The sequence below is a fragment of the Rhizobium sp. L51/94 genome, from assembly GCF_019355555.1.
Taxonomy (GTDB): domain Bacteria; phylum Pseudomonadota; class Alphaproteobacteria; order Rhizobiales; family Rhizobiaceae; genus Rhizobium; species Rhizobium rhododendri.
Genome location: NZ_CP072141.1, coordinates 1,507,516 through 1,531,868 on the forward strand (window position 1 = coordinate 1,507,516; position 24,353 = coordinate 1,531,868).

Below are 24,353 nucleotides of genomic sequence, written 5' to 3' on the forward strand. Positions count from 1 at the left end.
AGGCTATGGAAATTATTTCGAACGACTACCGGATCAAGTCTGTCCTGGGCCGGCTGGAACTGATCATCGACAACGAGAACAACCGCATCGGCAAGGACGCGGAATTCGATCTCAAAGTCTCCAACGCCCACAAGAGCCGTTGCCTTTATGAACTGTCGATGCTGTTTCGCGATACCGACCCCGCTGAAATGGCAGCTGCCCACATCGAGCAGCTGCACGGCCTGAAGAAGAAGCTGGTGCTTAACGCGCGTCGCGTCGAAGCCCATCTGGAAGCCGTGCGCGCTGTGGCTGAAATTCTGAAGAATGCCGTGCAGGATGCCGATGCAGACGGCACCTATTCCCAGGAACAGTTCGCGGTGCGTCAGGCAGGATGATCAAGCTCGTCGCCACAGGCCTTTGGGTGTGCGTCGTCACCTTGGTGGCGGTCTACTTTTCCATCCAGATGGCGACAGCCCCGGCCGCAAGCCCGGATGCCAAGCCTTCTGCCAAGGAATTCGTCAAGGGCGAGTCGATCAATGTCCCGATCATTGGCGACACAGGCGTCAGCGGCTATTTCATCACCAAGATTTCCTACATGATGGACAAGGACAAGGCGAAGGATCTCGAAACACCTTTGCCGGCCCTGACGACGGATGCTTTGTTTACGCTGCTGGTCGGCAACAAGATGATCGATATGTCAAAGCCGAAGGCGTTCAATGTCGAAGCCTTTCGCGACGAGATCAAGAAGAACCTGAACGGCCATCTGGGCGGCGAGTATGTCGACAGCGTGGTGATCGAGCAGCTCGACTATCTCTCCAAGGACGAGGTGCGCGCCAACGAGGGCGCGCCTGTCAAGAAAAACATGAAGACGGTACCGATTGTCCCACCGGAAGCCCCGCCCGGCGGCGACGCGGTGAAGGCTGAGAAAACGCACTAAAACAGCGCGCTAATCGTGGAAAGTCGCTTGCCGCGGCCGACTGTTAACCTTTTCTTTCCTATCAAAATTTACAATCGGTTAATCATCCGAAGTTGCCGCCGATTGATCGACGGTCCTGTGCGCGAGATCGGCCGTCATGGTACAGAGCGATTTTAATAACAGAGTGTTCCAGTCCGACAACGACCGGATCGACACTACTCCCGACCGCCGCCAATCCGGGCTGAGCCAGGCCGAATTGCTGGATTTCCTGCAGCGGTCCCTGGCTGGCGAACCTTTTCCCGTTTCCGCTCCTGGTGCCCGCACTGCGCCGGAAGCGACAGTGCCGCTTGCCCTGCGGATTCGGGAAATCCTGCGCACCGATGACAGCCGACCGGCTGCTCCGGAGATGGACGAACCGGCTCAATCCATGGCGATAGACGAGCCAGCGCCCGTTCAGCCTGCGTCGGCCGAATCATCAGCGGTGGATGCCGCGTATTTCGACGCCGATTTGCAGCCCCCGACCGAGTACTCTCCGTCGCTCTCCGAGCCGCAAAAACGCGCAGCCATTTCCTGGGGATCTGCAGCCTTCATCCTCGCGGTCACGGCCGGAAGTGCTCTCGTGCCGACGATGCTTGCGACCCCGCCACACTACGCCGCCCAATCCCGCCTGCAGTTTCTGGGCGCTGCCCGCACCACGCCCGGCTTCATGGACGCGACCCTCCAGCGGATCACCTCGCAGCATGCGCTGGCCCAGGTCGTGACGCGCCTGAAACTGGATCACGATGCGGAGTTCAGCGGCGGAAAGGCGACGGCCTGTAGCGTCATCAGGGACCTCTTCACCGACAGCGGTGCTGCAGCCGACAGTTTTTCACGCGCCCAGCTTGCCCTCAAGCAAAGACTGACCATCGCTCCCGATCTGCAATCTGGCGCCATTGCGCTTGTGGCGCGGTCGGAAGATCCGGCAAAGTCTGCCCGCATCGCCAACCTTCTTGCCGACATCGCCGTCCGCGACGCCGCGACCAATCCTTTGGCTTCAGTGCCCGGCGCGGCTGAGCTTGCGCTCGAAAGCGACCGCAAGCGTTTCGACGACGCGACCTCCGCCCTTGCGAATTTCAAAGCGGGTGCCGGTGACGAGAAGATAGCCGCCGCGACCGATCTGATGGCCAGCCGCGAGGCTCTCGGCAACCGGCTTGCCACGGCAAACGCTGCAGTCCAGGCAGCTTCCATCCGCCTGACAGCGGCCAAATCTGTCAGGATGGCCGACGTGCTCGATGGTGCGATCTCCCCAGACCTCGGCTCGCCTGCAGCGCTCGAAGACCTGCGCAATCGCTATGCAGCGGCGAGGAGCACGCTCAGTCAGTTGTCGACGCAGCTCGGCCCGCGCCATCCGCGCCTGATCGCGGCTCAGTCGAGCATCGATACCCTGGGGGCGTCGATCCTTGCCGAGATCCGCAAACTGGTGGTTGCCAGCGACGCCGAAGTCAAGACGACCACGACTGAGGTGAAACAGTTGAAGGATCGCCTCGCCGAACTCGATGGCCAGAAGGTCGATGTCGATCTCGAGGCATTCCGCCGGTTGCAGGAGAATGTCGAGACCGCCCGGCAGGCCTATGATGCGGCACTCACGGCATCTGAAGAAACAGCCCCGCAATCGAAGCCCTCCGAGGTTCCGCTGGCGCTGACCACACCTGCCGTGCCTGCAGCAACACCCATCGATGACGATATGACATGGCGGAGCCTTCGCAGCGCGCTCGGCGGTCTTGCCATCGCGCTGGCGCTCGTGGCCGCCCGTCTGCTGGTCCGGAGATCGTTCCGACGCCCGTCGGACGACCATCACGCCGTCGATTTCGATAAGGTCGATCTACTGGTGGATTTTCCTCAGGATCAGGCGCCGGTTCGGGTGCCGCTGGATCAGCCGCAGAAACGTTTTGACGCCAGTGTCGCTGTTGCCAACGACCGCCTGGAACCGGTTGCCGGGCGCACAGAGCCTGAAACAGCACTGGCCGCAATCATCGATGATGTGGCCTTGCTGCGCGAAAGGGTCGCCAACTACGCTTCGCGGCGCCAGGCCGCTGGCCGCTGAACAAGTCTTCCCGCCGTCTTGCAAATATCGTGTTTTGACATCATAGGGCGTAGACAGGCAAATCCCCGCTGCAGGGCAGGGCTAGATTGCCGCGGCATCGATATCCGGGAGAATACGCGTGGCGACAGTAATCGACGGCAAGCAGGTGGCGGCATCGGTCATCGAGGCCGTGAAGGCGGCTGCATCCGTATTGGCAACGGAAACCGGCAAAAAAACCGGCCTTGCGGTCGTGATCGTCGGTGACGACGCCGCCAGCCACACCTACGTCGCCGCCAAGAGCCGCATGGCCAAGGAATGCGGCTTCAATTCAATCCAGCATACCTTGCCTCTGGAGACGAGCCAGGACGAACTCGCAACCCTGGTTTCAACTCTCAATGCAGATCCGGCCATCGACGGCATCCTGGTGCAGCTGCCCTTGCCGAAGCACCTGGATTCGGACGCGATCATCCAGTCTATCCTGCCTGAAAAAGATGTCGACGGCCTGCATGTCGTCAATGCTGGCAAGCTCGCTACCGGCGATCTCGCGACAGGACTGATCTCTTGCACGCCAGCCGGCGCCATGCTCTTCGTCCGCCAGACCCACGGTGACGATCTGTCGGGTCTCAATGCCGTGGTCATCGGTCGCTCCAATCTGTTCGGAAAGCCAATGGCCCAGCTCCTGCTCAATTCCAATGCGACGGTGACCATCGCTCATTCGCGCACGAAGGATCTGGCCACCGTCTGCGCCCGCGCCGATATCCTTGTAGCGGCCGTCGGCCGGCCCGAGATGGTCAAGGCCGATTGGGTGAAGCCGGGCGCGACGGTGATCGATGTCGGCATCAACCGCATTGCCGCACCGGAGCGCGGCGAGGGCAAGACCCGATTGGTCGGCGATGTCGCCTTTGCCGAATGCGCCGATGTCGCTGATGTCATCACACCCGTTCCCGGCGGTGTCGGCCCGATGACGATCGCCATGCTGATGGCAAATACGGTGATTGCCGCCTATCGCGGCGCCGGCCGGACCGCGCCGACATTCTGAAGCAACGTCAGGAGGCTGGTGCGGCCCCCGTGGATGCGCGCACGATAAGTTCGGCCTTCCAGAGTTCGTGTTCAGGGTAGGGGCCCTGGTTCTTGATCCCGCCGATCAACCGCTCCGCGACGCGGACGCCGGCTGCCCGCAGCGATGAACGGGTGGTCGTCAGCGGCACCGAGAAATTCTCCGGCTTCAAGAGCGCCAGCACGTCGTCATGGGCAATCAGCGAGATATCCTCGCCGAGCCGGAGGCCGGCCTGATTGACAGCGCGGATCGCACCCAGCGCCAAAACGGTGCTGGAACAGAGGATGGCTGTCGGTCTTTCCGTCATCTGCAGGAAACGCTCCATTGCCACAAAGCCCTGTTCGTCGGTCATCGGCGTGTTGCTGACAGAGGTCTCGTCAAGCATCAGGCCGCGTTCGGCGAGCGCCGCGACCACGCCGTTTTGACGGCGCATGGCGAAGTCGAGATGGGCCGGCCCGTTCATCAGCGCGAACCTCCGATGCCCGAGTTGCAGCAGCAGCCGTGCCGCATCGTAAAAGGCGGCCTCGTTGTCGATGTCGACGAACGGGTAGTCAGGCTCGCTGCCGAACGAGCGCCCGTGTACAACGAAAGGAATCGACAGCGATTTCAGCATGACGACGCGCGGATCATCGGCCCGCATATAGGCGACGAACAGCGCATCGACGTTGCCACTGACCGCCAGGCGCCGCAGGGCCGCCACTTCATCCTCCGGATGCGCCGGCATGATGACGAGGTGAAAATCGTGCCGCAGCGCCTCCTCGCCAAGCCCCGTGAGAAATTCTCCGAAATGCACGTCGGACGGATGTCCGGGCGCTGTCGGCATGACGAGCCCGATCGAGCCCGCCTTGCCCGTGGCTAGCCGTTGCGCCGCCGTGTTCGGTCGATAGCCGGTGTCGCGGACAGCGGCCAGCACCCTTTCGCGTGTCTCGCGGCTGACTTCCGGGTATCCGTTAAGGGCGCGGCTGACAGTCGTCTGGGACAGGCCGAGCATTTGCGACAGCTGTTTCAGGTTCACACCGATGACCTCCCCACGCGCATTCCATACAGTGGACAAAGGGCCACCCAAACCCGGCAGCTCCGCCCAAACGCCTCCCAAAGCGCTTTCAATTATGATGTCTTTGCCATCCTTGACTCAAGAAAAATCGCGTCATATTTCGTTTATTCGATGTTGCAATGCGAGATTTCGCATCTGCAGTCGTCGTTTCGTAAAATCGCTTGACTCAAGAGAGCCGCAGTAGAATGAATTCGCAAGCCAAAGCGCTTTGAGGATAGCGTGTCACTCGCTGTTTTGTGGGAGATGCTTTTGGATATTGTGACGGGAGGGAAAATCACATGAAGACATCATTTCTGATGAGCATTGCTTTGGCCGCAGTGATGGCCGGCTCCGTATCGGCCGCCGACCTGAAGTTTAAGCCGAATGAAGACTCCAAGTTCAACTGGAAGAGCTACGACACCTTCAAGACGGCCCACGCCGATCTGAAGGGCCAGACGCTCACGATCTTTGGACCGTGGCGTGGCGAAGACGAAAAGCTGTTCGCCAGCGTTCTCGCCTATTTTACCGAAGCTACCGGCATTGACGCGAAATACTCGTCGTCGGAAAACTACGAGCAGCAGATCGTCATCGACACCCAGGCCGGTTCGCCGCCGAATGTCGCGATCCTGCCGCAGCCGGGCCTGCTCGCCAATCTCGCCAGCAAGGGCTACCTGACGCCGCTCGGCGACGACCAGGCCAACTGGGTGAAGACCAACTACGGCGCCGGCGACAGCTGGGTCAGCTACGGCACCTACAAGGGTAAGGACGGCAAGGATGCCTTCTACGCCTTCCCCTACAAGGCCGACCTGAAGTCGCTCGTCTGGTACGTGCCGGAAAACTTCGAGGAAGCCGGCTATAACGTGCCGAAGACGATGGAAGATCTGATCAAGCTCTCCGACCAGATCGTCAAGGACGGCGGCGTGCCGTGGTGCATCGGGCTCGGATCGGGCGGCGCGACCGGCTGGCCGGCAACCGACTGGATCGAGGATCTGATGCTGCGCACGCAGTCTCCGACCGACTACGACAAGTGGACCACCAACGAGCTGAAGTTCAACGATCCGAAGGTCGTGGGGGCTATCGAGGAATTCGGCAAGTTCGCCAAGAACGCGAAATATGTCGACGGTGGCGTTGCAGCCGTTGCCTCGACCGATTTCCGCGACAGCCCGAAAGGCCTCTTTTCGGTGCCGCCGAAGTGCTATCTGCACAAGCAGGCTTCGTTCATCCCGTCTTTCTTCCCTGAGGGAACGAAGCTCGGGCAGGACGCCGACTTCTTCTACTTCCCGCCCTATGCCTCGCATCCTGAGCTCGGCAAGCCGGTTCTCGGCGCCGGTACTCTGGCTGCGATCACCAAGGATTCGAAGGCCGCCCGTGCTTTCATCGAATTCCTGCAGACGCCTATCGCCCATGAAGTGTGGATGGCACAATCCGGCTTCCTGACGCCCTACAAGGCCGTCAACACCGGTGCCTACGCCAACTACACGCTGAAGAAGGAAGGCGAGCTTCTGACTTCGGCCACAGCCTTCCGTTTCGACGGATCGGACCTGATGCCGGGCAAGATCGGCGCCGGCGCCTTCTGGACCGGCATGGTGGATTTCGTCGGCGGCAAGTCCGCACAGGCCTCGGCAGACGATATCCAGAAAGCCTGGGACGGCATCAAGTAAGACCCTCATCTGAAAAGCCGCCGCCGGTATCCGGCGGCGGTCAGGATGGCCGCCAGCGTCGGGGAGGACGACGATGGCGGCCGCCACAAGCAGCAATCAAATGCGCAAGGGGAGGGACTTATGATCTGGCAGATCGCTTCGGCACTGGGCGCCGTGGTTCTGGGCGTCGCCGCCTGCGCCGCCTATTTCCTGTTTTCCAACAAGTTGCTCGATTTCGCATTCCCGGCCCGGGATGGCGACGACGTTTTCGTCGCATCACGCAATCTGCGGCGTCGCTCGATCATCCGCCCCTGGCTGTTCATCGGGCCGGCACTGCTGTTGCTGGTCGTCTATCTCGTCTACCCGGTCGTTGCCACGTTCATCCTGTCCTTCTACGACAAGGGCGGCGAGCAATATGTCGGGCTCGCCAATTACCAGTGGGCAATCGGTGACCGCGAGTTCCACCAGGCCATTTTCAACAACATCCTTTGGTTGGCCGTCGTGCCGGCCGCCTGCACCTTCTTCGGCCTCGTCATCGCAGTGATGACCGACCGGATCTGGTGGGGAAATATCGCGAAAAGCATCGTCTTCATGCCGATGGCCATCTCCTTCGTCGGCGCCTCCGTCATCTGGAAGTTCATCTACGAATATCGTGGTGGCAACGACACCCAGATCGGCCTGCTGAACGCCATCGTGCAGTTGTTCGGCGGCACGCCTGAGGTCTGGATCTCCATTCCCTTCTGGAACAACTTCTTCCTGATGATCATCCTCATCTGGATCCAGACCGGCTTTGCGATGGTCATCCTGTCGGCAGCCCTGCGTGGCATCCCGGAGGAGACCATCGAGGCTGCCGTCATCGATGGCGCCAACGGCTGGCAGATCTTCTGGAAGATCATGGTGCCGCAGATCTGGGGAACGATCGCCGTCGTCTGGACGACGATCACCATCCTCGTGCTGAAAGTCTTCGACATCGTTCTCACCATGACCAACGGTCAGTGGGACTCGATGGTACTCGCCAACCTGATGTTCAACTGGATGTTCCGTGGCGGTGGCGACAGCGGCCGTAGCGCCGTTATCGCCCTCATCATCATGGTCGCCGTCATGCCGATCATGATCTGGAACGTCCGGCGCGCCAACCAGGAAACGGGAGAGCACTGAGATGACCTTCGACAGGAGCTTCTTCAGCATTGGCCCAGCCCGGCTGTTCTTCCACGCCATGGTGCTTTTGATCGTCATCGTCTGGTTGGTGCCGACACTCGGCATCTTCGTCACCGCATTGCGCGACAAGGATCAGATTACCGTCTCCGGCTGGTGGACGGCCTTTTACGGCTCCTCACAGACGACAGCAGTACGGCTCGACGCTGCAGACAAGCAGCAGCAGGACGGTACAAACTACGTCATCTCAGGCTCGGTCTTTTCGAATGCGGGTTCGCTCGGCAAGGTCAGTGCGTTCGGCGTCAAGGCGCAGGACCCCTCAGCCTTCAAGGCCGGCGAGCCTGCCGATATCGGTAACGGCGAAACTTTGCTGATCAACACGGACGGCAGCTACAAATACACCAAGAACGCCGCCTTCGACGACACGCGCGGCAAGCGCATATATATCTCCGTCGCCTCGCCGCCGGCCTTCACGCTGCAAAACTTCAAGTCGGTGGTGACGGGCGAGGGGATCGGCCAGTCTTTCATCAATTCGCTGACCGTCACCATCCCAGCCACCATCATCCCGATCCTGATCGCCGCCTTCGCCGCGTATGCGCTGGCCTGGATGGAGTTTCCCGGCCGATCGCTGATGATTGCGCTGGTAGTCGGGCTGATCGTCGTGCCGCTGCAGATGTCGCTGATCCCTCTGCTGCGGCTCTATAACGACATCGGCTCTTTCCTCGGCGTGCCCTCGAAAACCTATCCCGGCATCTGGCTTGCCCATACGGCCTTCGGCATGCCGCTCGCCATCTATCTGCTGCGCAACTACATTGCCGGCCTGCCGAAGGAGATCATCGAATCCGCCCGCGTCGACGGCGCCAGCGATTTCGACATCTTCGTCAAGATCATCCTGCCGCTGTCCTTTCCGGCGCTCGCCTCCTTCGCGATCTTCCAGTTCCTCTGGGTGTGGAACGACCTTCTGATCGCCATGGTCTTCCTCGGCACCGCCAAGGACCAGCTGGTACTGACCGGCAGCCTCAATGCCCTGCTCGGCTCGCGCGGCGGCAACTGGGAAATCCTGACGGCCTCGGCCTTCGTCACCATCATAGTTCCGCTCCTCGTCTTCTTCGGTTTGCAGCGCTACCTGGTGCGCGGTCTGCTGGCCGGATCTGTCAAGGGCGGCTGACGCCTACAATTCGCATTCAAACAGGATCTCCCGGGAATGACTATTGCTACTCCATCGATCACGACGGCCGACAAGAACTGGTGGCGCGGTGCTGTGATCTACCAGATCTATCCGCGCTCGTTCCAGGACTCCAACGGCGACGGCATCGGCGATCTCAAGGGCATCGCCGCCCGCTTGCCGCACGTCGCCTCGCTCGGCGCCGACGCCATCTGGGTGTCGCCCTTCTTCATGTCGCCGATGCGCGACTTCGGCTATGACGTCTCTGACTACGAGGACGTCGACCCGATCTTCGGCACGCTCGCCGATTTCGATTCGCTGATCGCCGAAGCCCATCGGCTCGGCATCAAGGTGATGATCGACCTTGTCATCTCCCACTCCTCCGATCGCCACCCGTGGTTCGTCGAAAGCCGCTCCAGCCAGGATAACCCTAAATCCGACTGGTATGTCTGGTCGGACGCCAAGCCCGACGGCACGCCACCCAACAACTGGCTGTCGATCTTCGGCGGTTCGGCCTGGGCCTGGGATCCGACCCGCATGCAATACTACATGCACAACTTCCTGACCTCGCAGCCGGATCTCAATCTCCATAATCCGGAGGTCCAGGATCGCCTGCTGCAGGTCGTCCGATTCTGGCTCGAGCGCGGCGTCGACGGCTTCCGCCTCGACACCATCAATTTCTATTTTCACGACCGCGAGCTGCGCGACAATCCGGCGTTGGCTCCCTCCCGCCGCAACGCCTCGACGGCCCCGGCGGTCAATCCGTATAACTTCCAGGAGCACATCTACGACAAGAACCGCCCGGAAAATATCGCCTTCCTCAAGCGCTTCCGCGCTGTGCTGGAAGAGTTTCCGGCGATTGCAGCCGTCGGCGAGGTTGGCGACAGCCAGCGTGGCCTGGAGATTGTCGGCGAATATACCTCCGGCGATGACAAGATGCACATGTGCTACGCCTTCGAATTCCTGGCGCCAGACGCCCTGACGCCGGCTCGAATCGAGGAGGTCATGAAGGATTTCGGCGCGGCGGCACCGGATGGCTGGGCCTGCTGGGCGTTTTCCAACCATGACGTCGTGCGCCATGTCAGCCGCTGGGGCAGCCTGGTGGCCGACCGTGAAGCCTTCGCCAAGCAATATTCGGCGATCCTGATGACGCTGCGCGGCTCCGTCTGCCTGTACCAGGGGGAAGAGCTCGGCCTGACCGAAGCCGAGATCGCCTTTCAGGACCTGCAGGATCCCTACGGCATCCAGTTCTGGCCGGAATTCAAGGGCCGCGACGGTTGCCGCACGCCCATGGTCTGGGACAGCCAGGTCGTGCAGGGCGGGTTCTCGACGGAAAAGCCATGGTTGCCGGTGCCTGTCGAACATATCCTGCGCGCCGTCAGCGTCCAGAGCGGCGATGAAAACTCGGTGCTCGAGCACTACCGCCGTTTCCTCGCGTTCCGCAAACAGCACCCGGCCTTCGCCAGCGGCGAGATTTCCTTCTATCCGCCGCAGGATGACGTGATGCTTTACACGCGCACGTTCGGCAACGAGACGATCCTCTGCGTCTTCAACATGAGCGCCTCGGATGGATCGGCTGAACTGCCGGAGGGTGCGTGGGAAGCGCTGGCCGGCCATGGTTTCGCCAGCGAAATTTACGGCAATAAAATCGATATTCCGGCCTGGGGCGCGTATTTCGCGCGCCTCGCCTAAAGACAAGAACGGGAGGGGCTTGCGATGACTGGACTGGTTCTGAAGGATATCCGGAAATCCTACGGCGCGGTGAATGTGCTGCACGGCATCGACCTTGAAATCGCCCACGGCGAATTCATTGTCTTCGTCGGGCCGTCCGGCTGCGGCAAGTCGACGTTGCTGCGGATGATTGCCGGTCTGGAAAGCATTACCGGCGGCGAGATGATCATAGACGGTCGCGTCGTCAACCAGGTGCCGCCCTCGCGGCGCGGCATCGCCATGGTGTTCCAGTCCTATGCGCTCTATCCGCATATGACTGTTTACGACAACATGGCGTTCGGCATGCGCATTGCCCATGAGAGCAAGCAGGAGATCGACCGCCGTGTGCGCGCGGCGGCCGACAAGCTGCAGCTGACGCAATATCTCGACCGCCTGCCGAAGGCGCTCTCCGGCGGCCAGCGCCAGCGAGTCGCTATCGGCCGCGCCATCTGCCGCAATCCGAAAGTCTTCCTGTTCGATGAGCCACTGTCGAACCTCGACGCTGCGCTGCGCGTCGCCACCCGCATCGAGATCGCCCGGCTGAACGATTCCATGCCGGATACGACGATGATCTATGTCACCCATGACCAGGTGGAGGCGATGACCCTTGCCGACCGTATCGTGGTGCTGTCGGCCGGCCGCATCGAGCAGGTCGGCCCGCCGCTGGAACTCTACGAGCGTCCGGCCAATCTGTTCGTTGCCAAATTCATCGGCTCGCCCGCCATGAACATCATCCCGGCAACGATCGCCGAGGCAGGCGTATCGACCGTGGTGACGCTGAAGGGCGGCAAGTCGGTAACGCTCGATATTTCTACCGATGCATCTGACAAGGGTGGCACGGCAAGTTTCGGTGTGCGCCCTGAAGACCTGCGGCTGGCAGAGGGCGACGACTACCTGTTCGAGGGTGAGGTAGCGATCGTCGAGGCCTTGGGCGAGGTGACGTTGCTCTACATCGAAGGTCTCGTCGACGGCGAGCCGATCGTCGCCAAACTGCCCGGTATTGCCCCTGTCGAGCGCGGCCAGAAGATGCGCTTCATTGCCGACAAGGAAAAGCTGCATCTCTTCGACAGCGAGGGAAAGACCTATCGCCGGACGCGATAAGGCGATGGGCATTTTGCAACTTTCGCGACGTCAGCCTCGCACATCTAACAAAGTGTTAAATAACGGCTGCTATTCTTGAAGCACGCCGTAACATTTGAAGGCTCACGATCATGGCAGCATCCGTGCCGAAACAGCAGAACCATTTCCTGAACAAGGAAGAGTCCTTCATGTACGACCGCGAAGGTCGCTACAAGATGCAGGACACGATGAATGCGGCACGGATCGAATACACCGAAAAAGGCGTGATGCACCTGGCCTCACGCCGCTGCGACATCGTCAAGATTTCCATGAGCGGCGCCATTCTGGCGATCCTGACGCAGTATAACCTGCCGAAGCAATTCTATCTCGATATCCCGGACGCGCGCATCAACAAGGTCGGCTGCGTTCTGATGAAGGTTTTCCCCAACAACACAGTCGAGGTGCGCTTCCTGTCGCTGCTGAGCGAAAAGGAAATGAACAAGATATTCGTCTACAGCACCCACCCGGCTCACCGAAACCATGTGCTGGATATCAGGGGTTAAGGCTGGCAGCGGAGCGGGTTTGGCGTGCTGGCGGAAAATGTCCCGGCGGTCGAGACTTGGCGCGGTTGGAGTCTACAATCCCTTTTGCATGATCGAGTATGTCCTGCCGGTGTTTTCGAAGGTCTCGATGGTCGCCCAACCGGACTTCATGTAAAAGCCCGCAGCATGGGACGTGTATAGCGTCAGACGCAGGATGCCTTCACGCCGAGCGAGCGATTCAAGCTCGGCTATCATGCGCGCACCATGCCCTCGGCCCCTATGCGGCCTGTCGACGTAGACACCAGCCAGCCATGGATTAAGCTCGGGGCGTCCTTCCAGGTCATCCAGGCAAAGGGCTGACATCGCAACCGGCACTTCGTTTTCGAGCATGACAAGGACGGTCGGCATCAATTCCGAAACACTCGCCCCATCGATTTCGCGCTTCAACATCTCTTCGTGCGTAACTGTGCCACCCTGGAAGAATGCCTCCCATCGCCAGGTGCCGGTCGTGTGCACGAGGTCCGGGCGCTCTTTCGTCGTCACGAAGGTAAGGGTCATAAAAGCTCTGCCGATGATCGCGTGGGGTCGGCATGCACTTACGGTCACTTTGCAAAAATGAGATGACGCTCCGACATCGCCAACCTGGCAAACAAGTTATGCCTATTCCGACAGCCCCGCCTCAGAGCCTGCGCGCTGCCAGGCGACGCTTGTCACGCTCGACATATTCGGCGCCGCGCGCGGTCAGCCGGAACTCACGCTTCTGAAATTCGCCGCGAATCGTGATGAAGCCTTGCTCTTCGGCCTCCTTCAATGTCTTCAGGCCGGTACCCTTGGGGGGAGACTGCCAATCCAGGCCTTCGGCGCTGTGTAGCAAAACCATGATCTTGATAATGTCGTTTCTCCATGGCCGATGCAGACAGCGGCGCTACGTGGTCGAATGCACGTTCCGAACGGCACCATTGATCTGGAAAGACAATGTCGAAGCCGTCCCGGGTTCCGTCAGAAGTCCGTGTATAAAAGCCTGCCGCGCTTTGGTCAATTGACGCGCTGCGGCCGGTCGGCTTGTTTGGAGATGCCAAGAGTTCTGCCGGTTTTGGCGTGTGGCAGCTGACCTATTTGGCAGAGACTTGCATCAATTCTATTCGGTTGCCGAAAGGATCGTTCACATACACTCGCGTAAATCCCTCGAGCGGCTGGTCCGACGTGGTCTCATAGCCGGCATTCTGCAGGGTATGGCATAAACTTGCGAGGTCATCCACGAGAAGCCCGGGATGGGCCTTCTTCGCGGGTACGAAATCATGCTCGACACCGAGATGGATTTTGAGTTTCTCCATTCCAAACCAGCAGCCACCTCTTGACGCGAGATGGAGCGGCTTTTCCAACTCTGGCAACCCGAGCACGCCGCTGTAAAACGCCCGGGCGACTTGTTCCTGTCCCGCAGGCATTGCCAGTTGAATATGGTCGATCCCAATGACGGCCATTGAACCCCTCCGCCTTTCGTATTGAACGGGATCACCCTACGCAAAGATAGGCCCGATGTCTGCCGAGGGACAACAGGCAGACGCTGGACGGCTCGGCGATGGTAGGCCAGCCAAGTTCTATGATCTACCTGTCCTGGCAGCGCGGCGGAACGGCACGGATAATGGGCGGCTCATGCCGAATTCGCTGTCCGCGTCGGCGATGTCGCCATCAGTTCAAGTGTGCCAGGGCCTGTCGACCGAGCGTCAGCATATTCCAGAATTGCGGGCGGGAAGGGCTTCTGCCGCCGAGAAGCAGGGCCAGGAAGCCGGGTGCGACGAGGCTCAGCACGAAGGTGGCGCAGACTGAGGCAGCCAACCCGACGAACGGTGCCGTCGCGAAGAACAGCAGGTGCGCTGCACCGCCGATGCGAAATCCGAGGGTCTCGAAGCACATCCAGATGGCACCGGCGATCAGGGTATGACCGCAAAAGGCAAAGAATATCACCGGCTCGAATGCGACCGTGAAGGCAACCAGCCGGGGGAAGCGCAGCAGTGCCTTCGTAGCCCACCAGAAGAGGATGGCGCCGGCGAACCGGTCAACGAGTTGCAGCACGCGAAGCGCCCAGTCGTGCTCGTGGTCGCCGATCCAGTCGTAATTCGCATAGAATGGCAGGCAGCCGATCGCCAGCAGGATCACGAACGACAGGGGTGCGAGAATGCGGCTGTGACGATCTATGATATCAGGCGACGCCATTCCCTTGGCAAAGGCGAGGCCGATCGCAAAGAACAGGACGATCGCGCTGTTGGTGAATATTACGCCGTCGAGATTGAAGATACTGTTGGCAATCAGCAGTGCGAACAATAGCCACGGCTTTCTTTCAAGCGCATAGAGCAGAACAGGCGTCCAGAGAACTGAGACGAAGACGTCGCGCAGGAAATAGAGCGGCCCGTTGCGAGGGTAGCCCGAAATGCCGAAGAGATGCTGGGGGATGGCGCTGACATCGGGAAGGGTAGCCGGCCCGTCCAGCACCGCATCCTTGGCAATGATCACCGCGCTCCACAGGGCGAGGGGCACGACGACGGTCAGGATTTTCCGGCCCACCTGATCGCTCCAGGATTTAGAGCCGGCGAGGATGACCAGCAGATAGCCGGAAACGATGCTGAGCAGGGGTACGCTCGATCGGCCGATGATCTCGCGTATCATCCAGATGATACCGGAGCTTGAAAACGCGGTGGTCGGAGGGTCGATCAAATAGGGCGGGATATGCATGTAGATCACCGCCAGGATGCAGCAGACCCGGGCAATCTTGATCCGGCTCGACATCATCGGTGAGATTGTGGTCGGTGGAGCCGTCTCGGCGGTATCCGGTAAAGTTGTCTTTGAGACCATTGGTTTTTCGCTTTTCCGCTAGAGCCAAACTGGGTTTCGCGTCACCTCTACACGCTGAAGGAAAGGCATGCTACCAGAAATTGCTGACATAATGCGGTTATCTTGCTGTTTATGCAGCGATATATTTTTGAGTGAGGGCTAGATGCAGAGTGGTGGGGTTGTATGCTTATGGCACAGGTGCCCCTTGACCGTCAGGATACTGGTAAAATATGGCCTGTCGTTTCAAACCGATAGGGTGAAATTTATCTTGGTTCCCTCATGGGTTTTCTCACGCATCGCGGTCGTCGAAAGGCATCGAATCTCTGCCAGGAGAGAGTTCGCGATGGTTGTGAGGCCGCTATGGCCTCGCCTGTTGAAAACGCAGGCAAAACGCGGTTGAGCATGCACGTCCCAAAGGCTGGAGGCCGAGGATAACGTGATCTGGTCCGGCAGTTTATGTCGAAAGGATCGGGTGTGCCGCCGCAAGCTTCAGGCGGTCACACCAAAATTCGAAGCCGCGGCCGGCCAGCCGAAGCTGGGTAGCCGCGCCTTGCCTCAGGCGAAGACGCCGGCGCCCTGGTCGGCCGGGCCGGCGGCGCGGCGGAAGGGGGCGAACAATTCGCGGCCCATGCCGTATTCGTTGTCCGACAAGTCGATCATGACTGGTGTGCGTTCCGCAAGGTCAGCGGCATCGACCATCAGTTCGAGCGTACCGGCGATAGCGTCGATGCGGATCATGTCGCCTTCCTGGATGCGCGCGATCGGGCCGCCGTCTACGGCCTCTGGCGTCACATGGATCGCCGCCGGGATCTTGCCGGACGCGCCGGACATGCGCCCGTCGGTCAGGAGTGCCACCCGGAAGCCGCGATCCTGCAGCACGCCGAGTGCCGGCGTCAGCTTGTGAAGTTCGGGCATGCCGTTGGCCTTCGGCCCCTGGAAGCGCACCACGGCGACGAAGTCGCGGTTGAGCTTGCCTTCCTTGAAGGCTTCCTGCAGCTCCTTCTGGTCGTGAAAGATGACTGCCGGCGCTTCGATGACGTGGCGCTCCAGCTTGACGGCGGAAATCTTGATGACCGCTTTGCCGAGATTGCCGCGCAGCATCTTCAGCCCGCCATTGCCCTGGAACGGCATTTCGATGCTGGCAAGCACCTTGGGATCGGCGCTCTTCTCGGCCGACGGCTGGCGGGTGACCGTGCCGTTTTCGCCAAGCAGGGCGTCGACGGTGTAAGCCTCCAGCCCATGGCCGAACACGGTCCTGACGTCGTCATGGACGAGGCCGTGCTTCAGGAGCTGCTTGATGAGGAATCCCATGCCGCCGGCGGCGTGAAAATGGTTCACGTCGGCCTGGCCGTTCGGATAGACGCGGGCGAGCAACGGCACCGCGTCGGAGAGCTCGGATATATCCTGCCAGGTCAGCATGATGCCGGCCGCGCGTGCCATTGCGACCAGATGCATGGTGTGGTTGGTCGAGCCGCCGGTCGCGTGCAGGCCGACGACGCCGTTGACGATCGAGCGCTCGTCGATCATCTCGCCGGCAGGTGTATATTCGTTGCCGAGCGCGGTGATCGCCAGCGCCCGCTTCGTCGCTTCGCGGGTGAGCGCCTCGCGCAGGGGCGTGCCGGGATTGACGAAGGAGGCGCCGGGCATGTGCAGGCCCATGATCTCCATCAGCATCTGGTTCGAGTTGGCCGTGCCGTAGAAGGTGCAGGTACCTGGCCCATGATAGGATTTGGACTCTGCTTCCAGCAGTTCCGCCCTGCCGACCTTGCCTTCGGCGAACAGCTGGCGGACACGTGATTTCTCGTCGTTCGCAAGACCTGATGTCATAGGCCCGGCGGGAACGAAGATCGCCGGCAGATGGCCGAAGCTCATGGCGGCAATGAACAGACCCGGCACGATCTTGTCGCAGACGCCGAGATAGAGCGCCGCGTCGAACATGTTGTGCGACAGGCCGACGGCCGCCGACATGGCGATCAGGTCCCGCGAAAAAAGCGACAGTTCCATGCCCGGTTGTCCCTGCGTCACGCCATCGCACATGGCGGGAACGCCGCCTGCGACCTGCGCAATGCCGCCGGCCTCAGTGGCTGCGGCCCGGATGATGTCTGGGTAGCGCTCGAAGGGCTGATGGGCCGATAACATGTCGTTATAGGAGGTGATGATCCCGAGATTGGCAACCTGGTCTGCGGCCAGGGCATCCTTCTCGGAGGGGGAACAGACGGCGAAACCATGGGCAAGGTTGGCGCAGCCGAGCGTGCTGCGCTGAGCGCCTTTGCTGCCTACCTCTCTCAGACGACCGAGATAGCGTTCGCGCGACGCTTTTGAGCGTTCGACGATGCGGGCGGTGATCGCGGATATGCGTGCGTCAGCGGACATGAGGAACCCCTGTCTTCAATCGGTTGCCGTGTTTTTGTGGCGGCGCGGACGCGGCCTTCGGGCTCCGGTCAGGGAGCCCAATAGATTTCGACCGGCGAGGCGGCCCGGCGCAGGATGGCGCGGATCGGCATCTCGGTCTCTTCGCCGGCAGCTTCTGCCTTGGCGAGAACGTCTTTCTTGCTCTGCCCCTCGATATGCAGCACGAGGAGGCGAGCATCCTGAAGGCTGGCAAAAGTGAAGGTCAGCCGTGGTTCGCCAGCGCCTTCGGCTTCCATGGTGATGATGCCGCGTGGTGTCTGCGGATCAAGCGCCTTGGCAAGATTGCTGCCGCCGGGAAAGAACGATGCCGTATGGCCATCGCCGCCCATGCCGAGGATGGCAATATCGAACGGATCGTCGATGCCCCTGGTCTCGGCCGTCGCGATGACGGCGGATTTTTCGGCATCCGCCGCCGGCTGGTACAGCGGCAGGAATTTGGCTGCCGCCGCATTGTTCTTCAGAAGGTGCTGCTTGACCAGCAGATGGTTCGAGCGTGGATTGTCGGCGGGCACGAAGCGCTCGTCGACCAGCGTAATCGTCACCTTGCTCCAGTCGATGGCGCGCAATGACAGCGCTTCGAAAAAGGCCTTCGGCGTAGAGCCGCCGGAGACCGCAATGCTGGCCGTGCCCCGTGCGGCAACGGCAGCCGAAAGAGTTTCGGCAACCTTGTTCGCCAGACCGGTGGCGAGCGCCGGGCCGCTTTCAAAAGCATGCATGTTTGCTGTCATCGCAGTTGCCTCAGATTTCGTCGTGCCAGGTGCGTCCATCGCGCTCGATCAGCGCGATCGATTGGCTTGGTCCCCAGGTGCCGGATGTGTAGCCCTGAACCTGCTGTCCTGTGGTTTCCCATCCCTTGAGGATAGGATCGACCCACTTCCATGCGGCTTCGACTTCGTCGCGGCGCATGAACAGCGTCTGGTTGTTGCGAATGACGTCCATCAGCAGCCGCTCGTAGGCATCGGCGCTGCGGACATGGAAAGCGTTGGCAAAGCTCATGTCGAGCGAAACGTTGCGCAGGCGCATGCCGCCCGGGCCCGGATCCTTGATCATCAGCGACTGCTTGACGCCTTCGTCAGGCTGCAGGCGGATGATCAGCTGGTTCTGCTGAACGCGGCCGGCAGCGGCGTCGAAGATAACGTGCGGCAAAGATTTGAAGGTGATGATGATTTCCGACATGCGGCCGGCAAGACGCTTGCCGGTGCGGATGTAGAAGGGAACGCCGGCCCAGCGCCAGTTGCCGATCTCGGCTTTGATGGCGACAAAGGTCTCGGTGTTGGAAACGCCGCCTTCCAGCTCGTCAAGGTAGCCCTTGACCGGGCCACCAGCCGAAGCGCCGGCGCGGTACTGTCCGCGCACGGTCGCGTGCTCGACATTGGAGGCGTCGATCGGCTTCAGGGCGCGCAGCACCTTGAGTTTTTCGTCGCGCACCGCTTCCTGGTCCATCGACGACGGAATTTCCATCGCCACCAGGCAGACGAGCTGCATGATGTGGTTCTGCACCATGTCGCGGAGCGCGCCGGCCGTATCGTAGTAGCCGGCACGACCTTCGAGGCCGACCGATTCGGCTACCGTGATCTGCACGTGGTCGATGTGGTTGGCGTTCCACAGCGGCTCATAGAGCGCGTTAGCAAACCGCAGCGCCATCAGGTTCTGGACGGTTTCCTTGCCGAGATAGTGATCGATGCGGAAGATCTGTTCTTCCTTGAACACCTTGCCGATCGTGTCGTTCAGTTCGAGTGCCGAGGCCAGGTCGCGGCCGATCGGCTTTTCGACGACGATGCGCGTCGATTTGGTGATCAGCTTGTGATCGCGAATCTTTTCCGAGATGTCGCCGAAAATGCCCGGCGCAACGGCCAGGTAGAAGGCGCGGACGCGATCCTTGCCGTCGTCGAGCAGCTTCTTCAGCTTGTCCCAGCCGGCATCGGACTTGGCATCGACCGGAATGTAGAAAAGGCGTGCGAGGAATTTTGCGACTTCTTCCTCTTTGTACTCGCCCTTCTTCAAATGCTCCTTGAGAGCGGCCTTCGCAAAGTTTCGGTATTCCTCATCGGAAAGTGCGCTGCGGGATGCGCCGATGATGCGGGTCGGCTCGGTGAACTGGCCTTCGATCTGCCGATGATACAGGGCGGGCAAAAGCTTGCGCTCGGCAAGATCGCCACTGCCACCGAATACGACATAGTCAAAGGGATCGACGGGGATGATTTGGCTGCTCATGAGGTATCTCTCAATCAGACTGGGGTGGCGCCTTTTTAATCTAATCGATTTAAAAAGGCCAGTGTGCGTTGCAAGGAATCTCTACTCTGCTTGTAAAACGAATTGTGATCGGCGCAACGTCAAAAGGTCAAAACCTGTCGCGCAGCGCAAACCACGTCAGTGCGAGGAACAGAAGCGGCGCCCGGAAGCGACCGCCGCCGGGGAAGGCAGGGATGTCGAGCGACCGGAAAAGATCGAGGTCGGTCGAGCCGCCGAGCACCATGTCGGCATAGAGCTTGCCGCAGTAATTTGCCAGCATCACGCCATGGCCTGAATAGCCGCCGATCGAGGTGACGCCGGGCATGACCTCGCGAACGAAAGGTTGCCGCGTCATCGTGATGCCGACCGATCCGCCCCACGCATGGCTGATCTCGATGTCCTTGAGTGCTGGATAGATCTCCGAGATCTGCCGGACGATATGCTGTTTTATGTCGCGCGGATTGTCGGCCGTATAGGCCTCGCGGCCGCCGAACAGCAACCGGCCATCCTTCGACTTGCGGAAATAGCGCACGACGAAGCGCGAATCGGCCACGGCTTCCCCGCCGGGGATGATACCGGGAAACTTGTCGAGCGGCACGGTGGTCCCGATAAACGAACGCAGCGGCATGACGTGGCCAGAGGTCACCGGTTCCAGGTTGCCGATATAGCCGTTGCAGGCGATGAGCACGCGGCTGGCGGTTATAGTTCCAGACGGCGTATCGATCATCGTCTTGCCGCCGGATTGGCGAATGGCGGTGGCCTTGGTCATCTCGAAGATCGAGGCACCTGCGGCCTGCGCCACGCGGGCGAGCCCGATCAGCAGCTTCAACGGGTGGATATGGCCGGTGCCTGTATCGCGTACGCCACAGAAATAGCGTGTCGATCCGAGCCTCTCCTGCGTTTCCGCCTGGTCCATGAACTTCATGTGCGGATAATCGTAGCGCGTGGCGGCGATCTCGGCATTCTCGATATAGGCCTGCCGATATCCCTTCTTGTGGGCAACATTCATCTGGCCCGGCATGTAGTCGATGTCTATGCCGTTTTCCTTGGCGAAATCGAGAAGGCTGTGCTTGGCGCGCTCGGCAAGATCGAACAGCGCCTTGGAGCGCTCGTAGCCGAGCGTCTCCTCCAGCTCTTCCGGCCACCAGCGCTGGCCCGTGCCAAGCTGGCCGCCGTTACGCCCCGAAGCGCCATCGCCAAACCGCTCTGCCTCGATCAGCACGACGTCGACGCCTGCCTTGGCAAGATTATAGGCGGCCTGCAGCCCGGTATAACCGCCGCCGACGATGGCGACGTCGGCCGTGCGCGAACCGTCCAGAGCAGGATAGGTCGGCCTTTCGCCGGATGTCGCCTGGTACCAGGAAAGGCCGGGGGCGATGGGGCTTTGCCACGTATCGGATAATGCCATCAGCAGTGTCTCGTCTTAAACGTTGAGCAGCAGGAACTCACGCTCCCACGGGCTGATCACCTGCATGAAGGTCTCGAATTCGCCGCGCTTGACGCCCGCGTAGAGCCCGATGAACTCGCGGCCGAACACTTCCTCGAATGCCGGTTCGTCTTCCAGAAGGGCAATGGCCTCCAGCAGGCCACGCGGAAGGTCGATCGATCCCTCGTTGGCCGAATCCTCGGTCGGTGCCGTCGGTTCGATCTCGCGGGTGATCCCGAGCAGGCCGGAGGCGAGCGATGCCGCCAGCGCCAGATAGGGATTGGCATCGGAACTTGGAAGCCGGTTCTCGACGCGACGGGCCTGCGGGTCCGAGACAGGAACTCGGAAGGCGGTGGTGCGGTTATCGTAGCCCCAGGCGTTGTTCACCGGGCAGGACATGTTCGGCATCAGCCGGCGATAGGAATTGACGTAGGGCGCCAGCATCGACAGCGCGCTCGGCACGTATTTCTGCATGCCGCCGATGAAGTGGAAGAACGCCTGCGATGGCGAGCCGTCTTCGTTGGAGAAGACGTTGCGGCCGGTCTCGATGTTGACGATCGACTGGTGGATATGCATCGCCGAGCCCGGCTGCGCCTGCATCGGCTTGGCCATGAAGGTGGCGTAGATATTGTGCTTCAGCGCCGCTTCGCGGATCGTCCGCTTGAACATGAAGACCTGGTCGGCGAGTTCGATCGGGTCGCCATGACGAAGGTTGATTTCCAGCTGCGCCGGACCTTCCTCGTGGATCAGCGTGTCGATCTCGAGGCCCTGCTTTTCGGAGAAGTGGTAGATATCGTCGATTAACTCGTCGAATTCGTTGATGCCGGCGATCGAATATCCCTGGCCGGCGAGGATCGTCCGTCCGGAACGGCCCTTTGGTGGATGCAGCGGATAGTCGGGGTCGTCGTTCTTGGCCACGAGGTAGAACTCGATTTCGGGCGCCACCACCGCTTTCCAGCCACGCGCCTGGTAGAGCGCCATCACCCGCTTCAAAAGGTTACGCGGCGTATAGGACACCTGCTGGCCGTCGGAGTCGACGATGTCGCAGATCACCTGGGCCGTCGGGTCGCTTTCCCACGGAACCACTGACAGCGTCGAAAGGTCAGGTACGAGCTTGAGGTCGCTATCGCGCGGCTCATAGCGAAAGCTCTCGGTCTCCTCCGGATATTCGCCCGAGATCGTGTGGCGGTAGATGGCCGAGGGCAGGGCCAGCGAGGTATTCGACGTGAACTTCGATGCCGGCATCATCTTGCCGCGCGGCACGCCGGCAAGGTCAGGGGTGATGCATTCGATATCCTCGATGCCGCGCACCCTCAGCCATTGGACCGCTTCCTTCCAGTCGGACACTCCACGAGCCGACCGCAAGCTCGGCGGAACGCTCTTCGATTTGGATACGGGCTTGGCGGGTTTAAGCAGGCTCTTTTTGGATGGCATGAAACACCGGGTTCGCATTGATCTAGGGCGACATCATAACGGCAGTTTGCTAATTGGCGAGTGACAACCTGCCGTGTTTTCCGCAAATGACAAGTCGGAGGCCGGCTCCAAAGCCTCAAGGTGGCATGCGAGAAGGAATTTAGCGTGGATCGCAAATGTGATGTCGTCATTATCGGCGCAGGCGCTGCCGGCATGATGTGCGCCATCCGCGCCGGCCAGCGTGGACGCTCGGTGATTGTGCTCGACCATGCCGCTGCACCCGGCGAGAAAATCCGAATCTCCGGGGGCGGGCGTTGTAATTTCACCAATATCCACACGACGCCGAAGAACTTCCTCTCCGCCAATCCGCATTTCGCCAAGTCCGCCCTGGCGCGTTTCACGCCGCAGGATTTTGTCGCCATGGTCGATCGCCATCGCATCGCCTGGCATGAAAAGACGCTCGGCCAGCTGTTTTGCGACGACAGCGCCAAGGATATCGTCCGGATGCTGATGGAGGAGATGCGCGACGCGGGTGTCATGCTGAAGCTGAAGACGACCGTATCGGATGTCGCACCTTCGGGCGGTGGCTTTGTCATCTCGACCGACGAAGACACGATAGAAGCAGCGTCGCTGGTCATTGCCACCGGCGGCAAGTCTATCCCCAAAATGGGAGCGACAGGCTTTGCCTACAGGATCGCCGAGCAATTCGGGCTGCCGCTGATCGAGACACGCCCCGGTCTGGTGCCGCTGACGCTCGATCCGTCGCTTCTGGAGCGCCTGGCACCTCTTTCCGGTATCGCAGCGCCTGCCGAGATCCGCTGCGGCAAGACCGGCTTTCGCGAGGCGCTGCTGTTCACGCACCGCGGCCTCAGTGGCCCGGCTGTCCTCCAGGCCTCTTCCTACTGGCGCGAGGGCGAGGAGATCACACTCGTTATCGAGCCCGAGATCGACGTTCTCGCAAAGCTGAAGGCCGCGCGACAGGCAAACGGCCGCATCGCGGCGCAGACCGCACTCGCCGAATTCCTGCCGAAACGCCTGGCGCAGTACGTTGCCGAAGCGGAGGGTTTCACCGGCAATCTCGCCGACCAGCCCGACAAGCAGTTGCAGCGACTGGCCGCGGCAGTCCAGGATTGGAAGATCAAGCCCGCCGGCTCGGAAGGATACCGCACGGCAGAGGTGACACTCGGCGGCGTCGATACCAAGGCGCTCGATTCGCGCACCATGCAGGCAAAGGATGTGCCGGGACTGTTCTTCATCGGCGAATGCGTCGATGTTACCGGCTGGCTCGGCGGCTACAATTTCCAGTGGGCCTGGGCTTCGGGCCACGTGGCTGGCGAAGCGGCGTAAGCTTAATTAGCTGCGAAGCACATTCAAGACTTGTTAACAGCCGTGCTGCATGATGTACTTTACCGCTGTTGAAGGTCTGCCCAATATTAGTGGTTGCAGGCTGGCCGCATCAGCGGTTATCGTGTCAGTGTCGAAATGGGATACGTGCTCATGAACAAGACATCGCGTCGCGCTCGCGCAATCGCCATCGCTGAAACCAAGGACAGTGCCAAGCTGTTCGCTGTCCGCTTCGCGATGCTCGCGACCGGTGCGACGGCTGCCTGTATCGCCTACATGGTTTCCCGCGCCATCTAACGGGATTCATTAAAGACTTCGTCGTCGTCCCTGTGACACCGCGTTCTCCAGCTGTGCCCGGCTTTGACCTACGCATCTCCCG

The 24,353-nt window shown here is 60.7% G+C and carries 22 protein-coding genes; 12 read left to right on the forward strand and 10 right to left on the reverse strand.

Features of this window, described 5'->3' with window-relative positions:
* Positions 1 to 5 precede the first annotated feature (5 nt).
* From J5274_RS07365 to folD, 4 genes are all read left to right on the forward strand, one after another.
* Complete coding sequence (locus J5274_RS07365; RefSeq protein WP_111217407.1) at positions 6 to 374, forward strand: hypothetical protein; 369 nt, start codon at positions 6 to 8, stop codon at positions 372 to 374.
* Positions 371 to 916: a flagellar basal body-associated FliL family protein gene (locus J5274_RS07370; protein ID WP_142824030.1), complete on the forward strand. Its 546-nt coding sequence runs from the start codon at positions 371 to 373 to the stop codon at positions 914 to 916. The genes J5274_RS07365 and J5274_RS07370 overlap by 4 nt, the downstream gene beginning before the upstream one ends.
* Positions 917 to 1,052: 136 nt before the next feature.
* On the forward strand, positions 1,053 to 2,978 hold the full coding sequence (locus J5274_RS07375) for a hypothetical protein (RefSeq protein ID WP_219274897.1): 1,926 nt from the start codon (positions 1,053 to 1,055) through the stop codon (positions 2,976 to 2,978).
* A 118-nt stretch (positions 2,979 to 3,096) separates the two neighbouring features.
* The gene (gene folD / locus J5274_RS07380) at positions 3,097 to 3,996 is read left to right on the forward strand and encodes a bifunctional methylenetetrahydrofolate dehydrogenase/methenyltetrahydrofolate cyclohydrolase FolD (RefSeq protein ID WP_142824032.1); all 900 of its coding nucleotides are present in this window, start codon (positions 3,097 to 3,099) and stop codon (positions 3,994 to 3,996) included.
* Between the two features lie 7 nt (positions 3,997 to 4,003).
* On the opposite strand, the gene J5274_RS07385 is transcribed toward folD, so the two are convergent.
* The gene (locus J5274_RS07385) at positions 4,004 to 5,029 is read right to left on the reverse strand and encodes a LacI family DNA-binding transcriptional regulator (RefSeq protein WP_142824033.1); all 1,026 of its coding nucleotides are present in this window, start codon (positions 5,027 to 5,029) and stop codon (positions 4,004 to 4,006) included.
* A 317-nt stretch (positions 5,030 to 5,346) separates the two neighbouring features.
* Here J5274_RS07385 and J5274_RS07390 point away from each other — a divergent pair, with 317 nt between their 5' ends.
* From J5274_RS07390 to J5274_RS07415, 6 genes are all read left to right on the forward strand, one after another.
* Positions 5,347 to 6,708: an ABC transporter substrate-binding protein gene (locus J5274_RS07390; RefSeq protein WP_142824034.1), complete on the forward strand. Its 1,362-nt coding sequence runs from the start codon at positions 5,347 to 5,349 to the stop codon at positions 6,706 to 6,708.
* Between the two features lie 120 nt (positions 6,709 to 6,828).
* Positions 6,829 to 7,845 (forward strand): carbohydrate ABC transporter permease, encoded by a 1,017-nt coding sequence (locus tag J5274_RS07395; RefSeq protein ID WP_142824452.1) that lies wholly within the window; start codon positions 6,829 to 6,831, stop codon positions 7,843 to 7,845.
* Between the two features lies 1 nt (position 7,846).
* Positions 7,847 to 9,010: a carbohydrate ABC transporter permease gene (locus J5274_RS07400; RefSeq protein WP_142829234.1), complete on the forward strand. Its 1,164-nt coding sequence runs from the start codon at positions 7,847 to 7,849 to the stop codon at positions 9,008 to 9,010.
* Positions 9,011 to 9,046: 36 nt separating this feature from the next.
* Complete coding sequence (locus J5274_RS07405) at positions 9,047 to 10,699, forward strand: alpha-glucosidase (RefSeq protein WP_142824036.1); 1,653 nt, start codon at positions 9,047 to 9,049, stop codon at positions 10,697 to 10,699.
* Between the two features lie 24 nt (positions 10,700 to 10,723).
* Positions 10,724 to 11,818 carry an ABC transporter ATP-binding protein gene (locus J5274_RS07410; protein ID WP_142824037.1) on the forward strand — a complete coding sequence of 365 codons (1,095 nt, stop codon included), beginning with the start codon at positions 10,724 to 10,726 and terminating at the stop codon, positions 11,816 to 11,818.
* A gap of 110 nt (positions 11,819 to 11,928) precedes the next feature.
* Positions 11,929 to 12,339: a hypothetical protein gene (locus tag J5274_RS07415; RefSeq protein WP_202617128.1), complete on the forward strand. Its 411-nt coding sequence runs from the start codon at positions 11,929 to 11,931 to the stop codon at positions 12,337 to 12,339.
* 72 nt (positions 12,340 to 12,411) lie between these two features.
* On the opposite strand, the gene J5274_RS07420 is transcribed toward J5274_RS07415, so the two are convergent.
* The 9 genes from J5274_RS07420 to J5274_RS07460 all read right to left on the reverse strand — a co-directional run bounded on the left by J5274_RS07420 (position 12,412) and on the right by J5274_RS07460 (position 22,651).
* On the reverse strand, positions 12,412 to 12,876 hold the full coding sequence (locus tag J5274_RS07420; protein WP_142824038.1) for a GNAT family N-acetyltransferase: 465 nt from the start codon (positions 12,874 to 12,876) through the stop codon (positions 12,412 to 12,414).
* 121 nt (positions 12,877 to 12,997) lie between these two features.
* Complete coding sequence (locus J5274_RS07425; RefSeq protein ID WP_111217881.1) at positions 12,998 to 13,198, reverse strand: hypothetical protein; 201 nt, start codon at positions 13,196 to 13,198, stop codon at positions 12,998 to 13,000.
* A gap of 232 nt (positions 13,199 to 13,430) precedes the next feature.
* Complete coding sequence (locus J5274_RS07430) at positions 13,431 to 13,799, reverse strand: VOC family protein (RefSeq protein WP_142824039.1); 369 nt, start codon at positions 13,797 to 13,799, stop codon at positions 13,431 to 13,433.
* A 208-nt stretch (positions 13,800 to 14,007) separates the two neighbouring features.
* Entirely contained in the window at positions 14,008 to 15,168 is a 1,161-nt protein-coding gene (locus tag J5274_RS07435; protein ID WP_142824040.1) for an acyltransferase, read from the reverse strand.
* A 534-nt stretch (positions 15,169 to 15,702) separates the two neighbouring features.
* Positions 15,703 to 17,520 (reverse strand): phosphogluconate dehydratase, encoded by a 1,818-nt coding sequence (edd, locus tag J5274_RS07440; RefSeq protein WP_142824041.1) that lies wholly within the window; start codon positions 17,518 to 17,520, stop codon positions 15,703 to 15,705.
* Positions 17,521 to 17,588: 68 nt separating this feature from the next.
* Positions 17,589 to 18,287 (reverse strand): 6-phosphogluconolactonase, encoded by a 699-nt coding sequence (gene pgl, locus J5274_RS07445; RefSeq protein ID WP_142824042.1) that lies wholly within the window; start codon positions 18,285 to 18,287, stop codon positions 17,589 to 17,591.
* Positions 18,288 to 18,297: 10 nt separating this feature from the next.
* Positions 18,298 to 19,773, reverse strand: coding sequence for a glucose-6-phosphate dehydrogenase (gene zwf, locus J5274_RS07450; protein WP_142824043.1), 1,476 nt, complete (start codon positions 19,771 to 19,773; stop codon positions 18,298 to 18,300).
* A gap of 127 nt (positions 19,774 to 19,900) precedes the next feature.
* Positions 19,901 to 21,199, reverse strand: coding sequence for an FAD-binding oxidoreductase (locus J5274_RS07455; protein ID WP_219274898.1), 1,299 nt, complete (start codon positions 21,197 to 21,199; stop codon positions 19,901 to 19,903).
* A 15-nt stretch (positions 21,200 to 21,214) separates the two neighbouring features.
* Positions 21,215 to 22,651 (reverse strand): glutamine synthetase family protein, encoded by a 1,437-nt coding sequence (locus J5274_RS07460; protein ID WP_142824045.1) that lies wholly within the window; start codon positions 22,649 to 22,651, stop codon positions 21,215 to 21,217.
* A 144-nt stretch (positions 22,652 to 22,795) separates the two neighbouring features.
* Here J5274_RS07460 and J5274_RS07465 point away from each other — a divergent pair, with 144 nt between their 5' ends.
* On the forward strand, positions 22,796 to 23,977 hold the full coding sequence (locus J5274_RS07465) for an NAD(P)/FAD-dependent oxidoreductase (protein ID WP_142824046.1): 1,182 nt from the start codon (positions 22,796 to 22,798) through the stop codon (positions 23,975 to 23,977).
* 150 nt (positions 23,978 to 24,127) lie between these two features.
* Positions 24,128 to 24,271 (forward strand): hypothetical protein, encoded by a 144-nt coding sequence (locus J5274_RS07470; protein ID WP_162854766.1) that lies wholly within the window; start codon positions 24,128 to 24,130, stop codon positions 24,269 to 24,271.
* The last annotated feature ends 82 nt before the right edge of the window (positions 24,272 to 24,353 follow it).

Bases quoted from the DNA above. Each gene is read 5' to 3' on its own strand.
- J5274_RS07365 (WP_111217407.1), top strand. From the start codon at position 6: ATGGAAATTATTTCGAACGACTACCGGATCAAGTCTGTCCTGGGCCGG.
- J5274_RS07370 (WP_142824030.1), top strand. From the start codon at position 371: ATGATCAAGCTCGTCGCCACAGGCCTTTGGGTGTGCGTCGTCACCTTG.
- J5274_RS07375 (WP_219274897.1), top strand. From the start codon at position 1,053: ATGGTACAGAGCGATTTTAATAACAGAGTGTTCCAGTCCGACAACGAC.
- J5274_RS07390 (WP_142824034.1), top strand. From the start codon at position 5,347: ATGAAGACATCATTTCTGATGAGCATTGCTTTGGCCGCAGTGATGGCC.
- J5274_RS07395 (WP_142824452.1), top strand. From the start codon at position 6,829: ATGATCTGGCAGATCGCTTCGGCACTGGGCGCCGTGGTTCTGGGCGTC.
- J5274_RS07400 (WP_142829234.1), top strand. From the start codon at position 7,847: ATGACCTTCGACAGGAGCTTCTTCAGCATTGGCCCAGCCCGGCTGTTC.
- J5274_RS07405 (WP_142824036.1), top strand. From the start codon at position 9,047: ATGACTATTGCTACTCCATCGATCACGACGGCCGACAAGAACTGGTGG.
- J5274_RS07410 (WP_142824037.1), top strand. From the start codon at position 10,724: ATGACTGGACTGGTTCTGAAGGATATCCGGAAATCCTACGGCGCGGTG.
- J5274_RS07415 (WP_202617128.1), top strand. From the start codon at position 11,929: ATGGCAGCATCCGTGCCGAAACAGCAGAACCATTTCCTGAACAAGGAA.
- J5274_RS07420 (WP_142824038.1), bottom strand. From the start codon at position 12,876: ATGACCCTTACCTTCGTGACGACGAAAGAGCGCCCGGACCTCGTGCAC.
- J5274_RS07425 (WP_111217881.1), bottom strand. From the start codon at position 13,198: ATGGTTTTGCTACACAGCGCCGAAGGCCTGGATTGGCAGTCTCCCCCC.
- J5274_RS07430 (WP_142824039.1), bottom strand. From the start codon at position 13,799: ATGGCCGTCATTGGGATCGACCATATTCAACTGGCAATGCCTGCGGGA.
- J5274_RS07435 (WP_142824040.1), bottom strand. From the start codon at position 15,168: ATGGTCTCAAAGACAACTTTACCGGATACCGCCGAGACGGCTCCACCG.
- edd (WP_142824041.1), bottom strand. From the start codon at position 17,520: ATGTCCGCTGACGCACGCATATCCGCGATCACCGCCCGCATCGTCGAA.
- pgl (WP_142824042.1), bottom strand. From the start codon at position 18,287: ATGACAGCAAACATGCATGCTTTTGAAAGCGGCCCGGCGCTCGCCACC.
- zwf (WP_142824043.1), bottom strand. From the start codon at position 19,773: ATGAGCAGCCAAATCATCCCCGTCGATCCCTTTGACTATGTCGTATTC.
- J5274_RS07455 (WP_219274898.1), bottom strand. From the start codon at position 21,199: ATGGCATTATCCGATACGTGGCAAAGCCCCATCGCCCCCGGCCTTTCC.
- J5274_RS07460 (WP_142824045.1), bottom strand. From the start codon at position 22,651: ATGCCATCCAAAAAGAGCCTGCTTAAACCCGCCAAGCCCGTATCCAAA.
- J5274_RS07470 (WP_162854766.1), top strand. From the start codon at position 24,128: ATGAACAAGACATCGCGTCGCGCTCGCGCAATCGCCATCGCTGAAACC.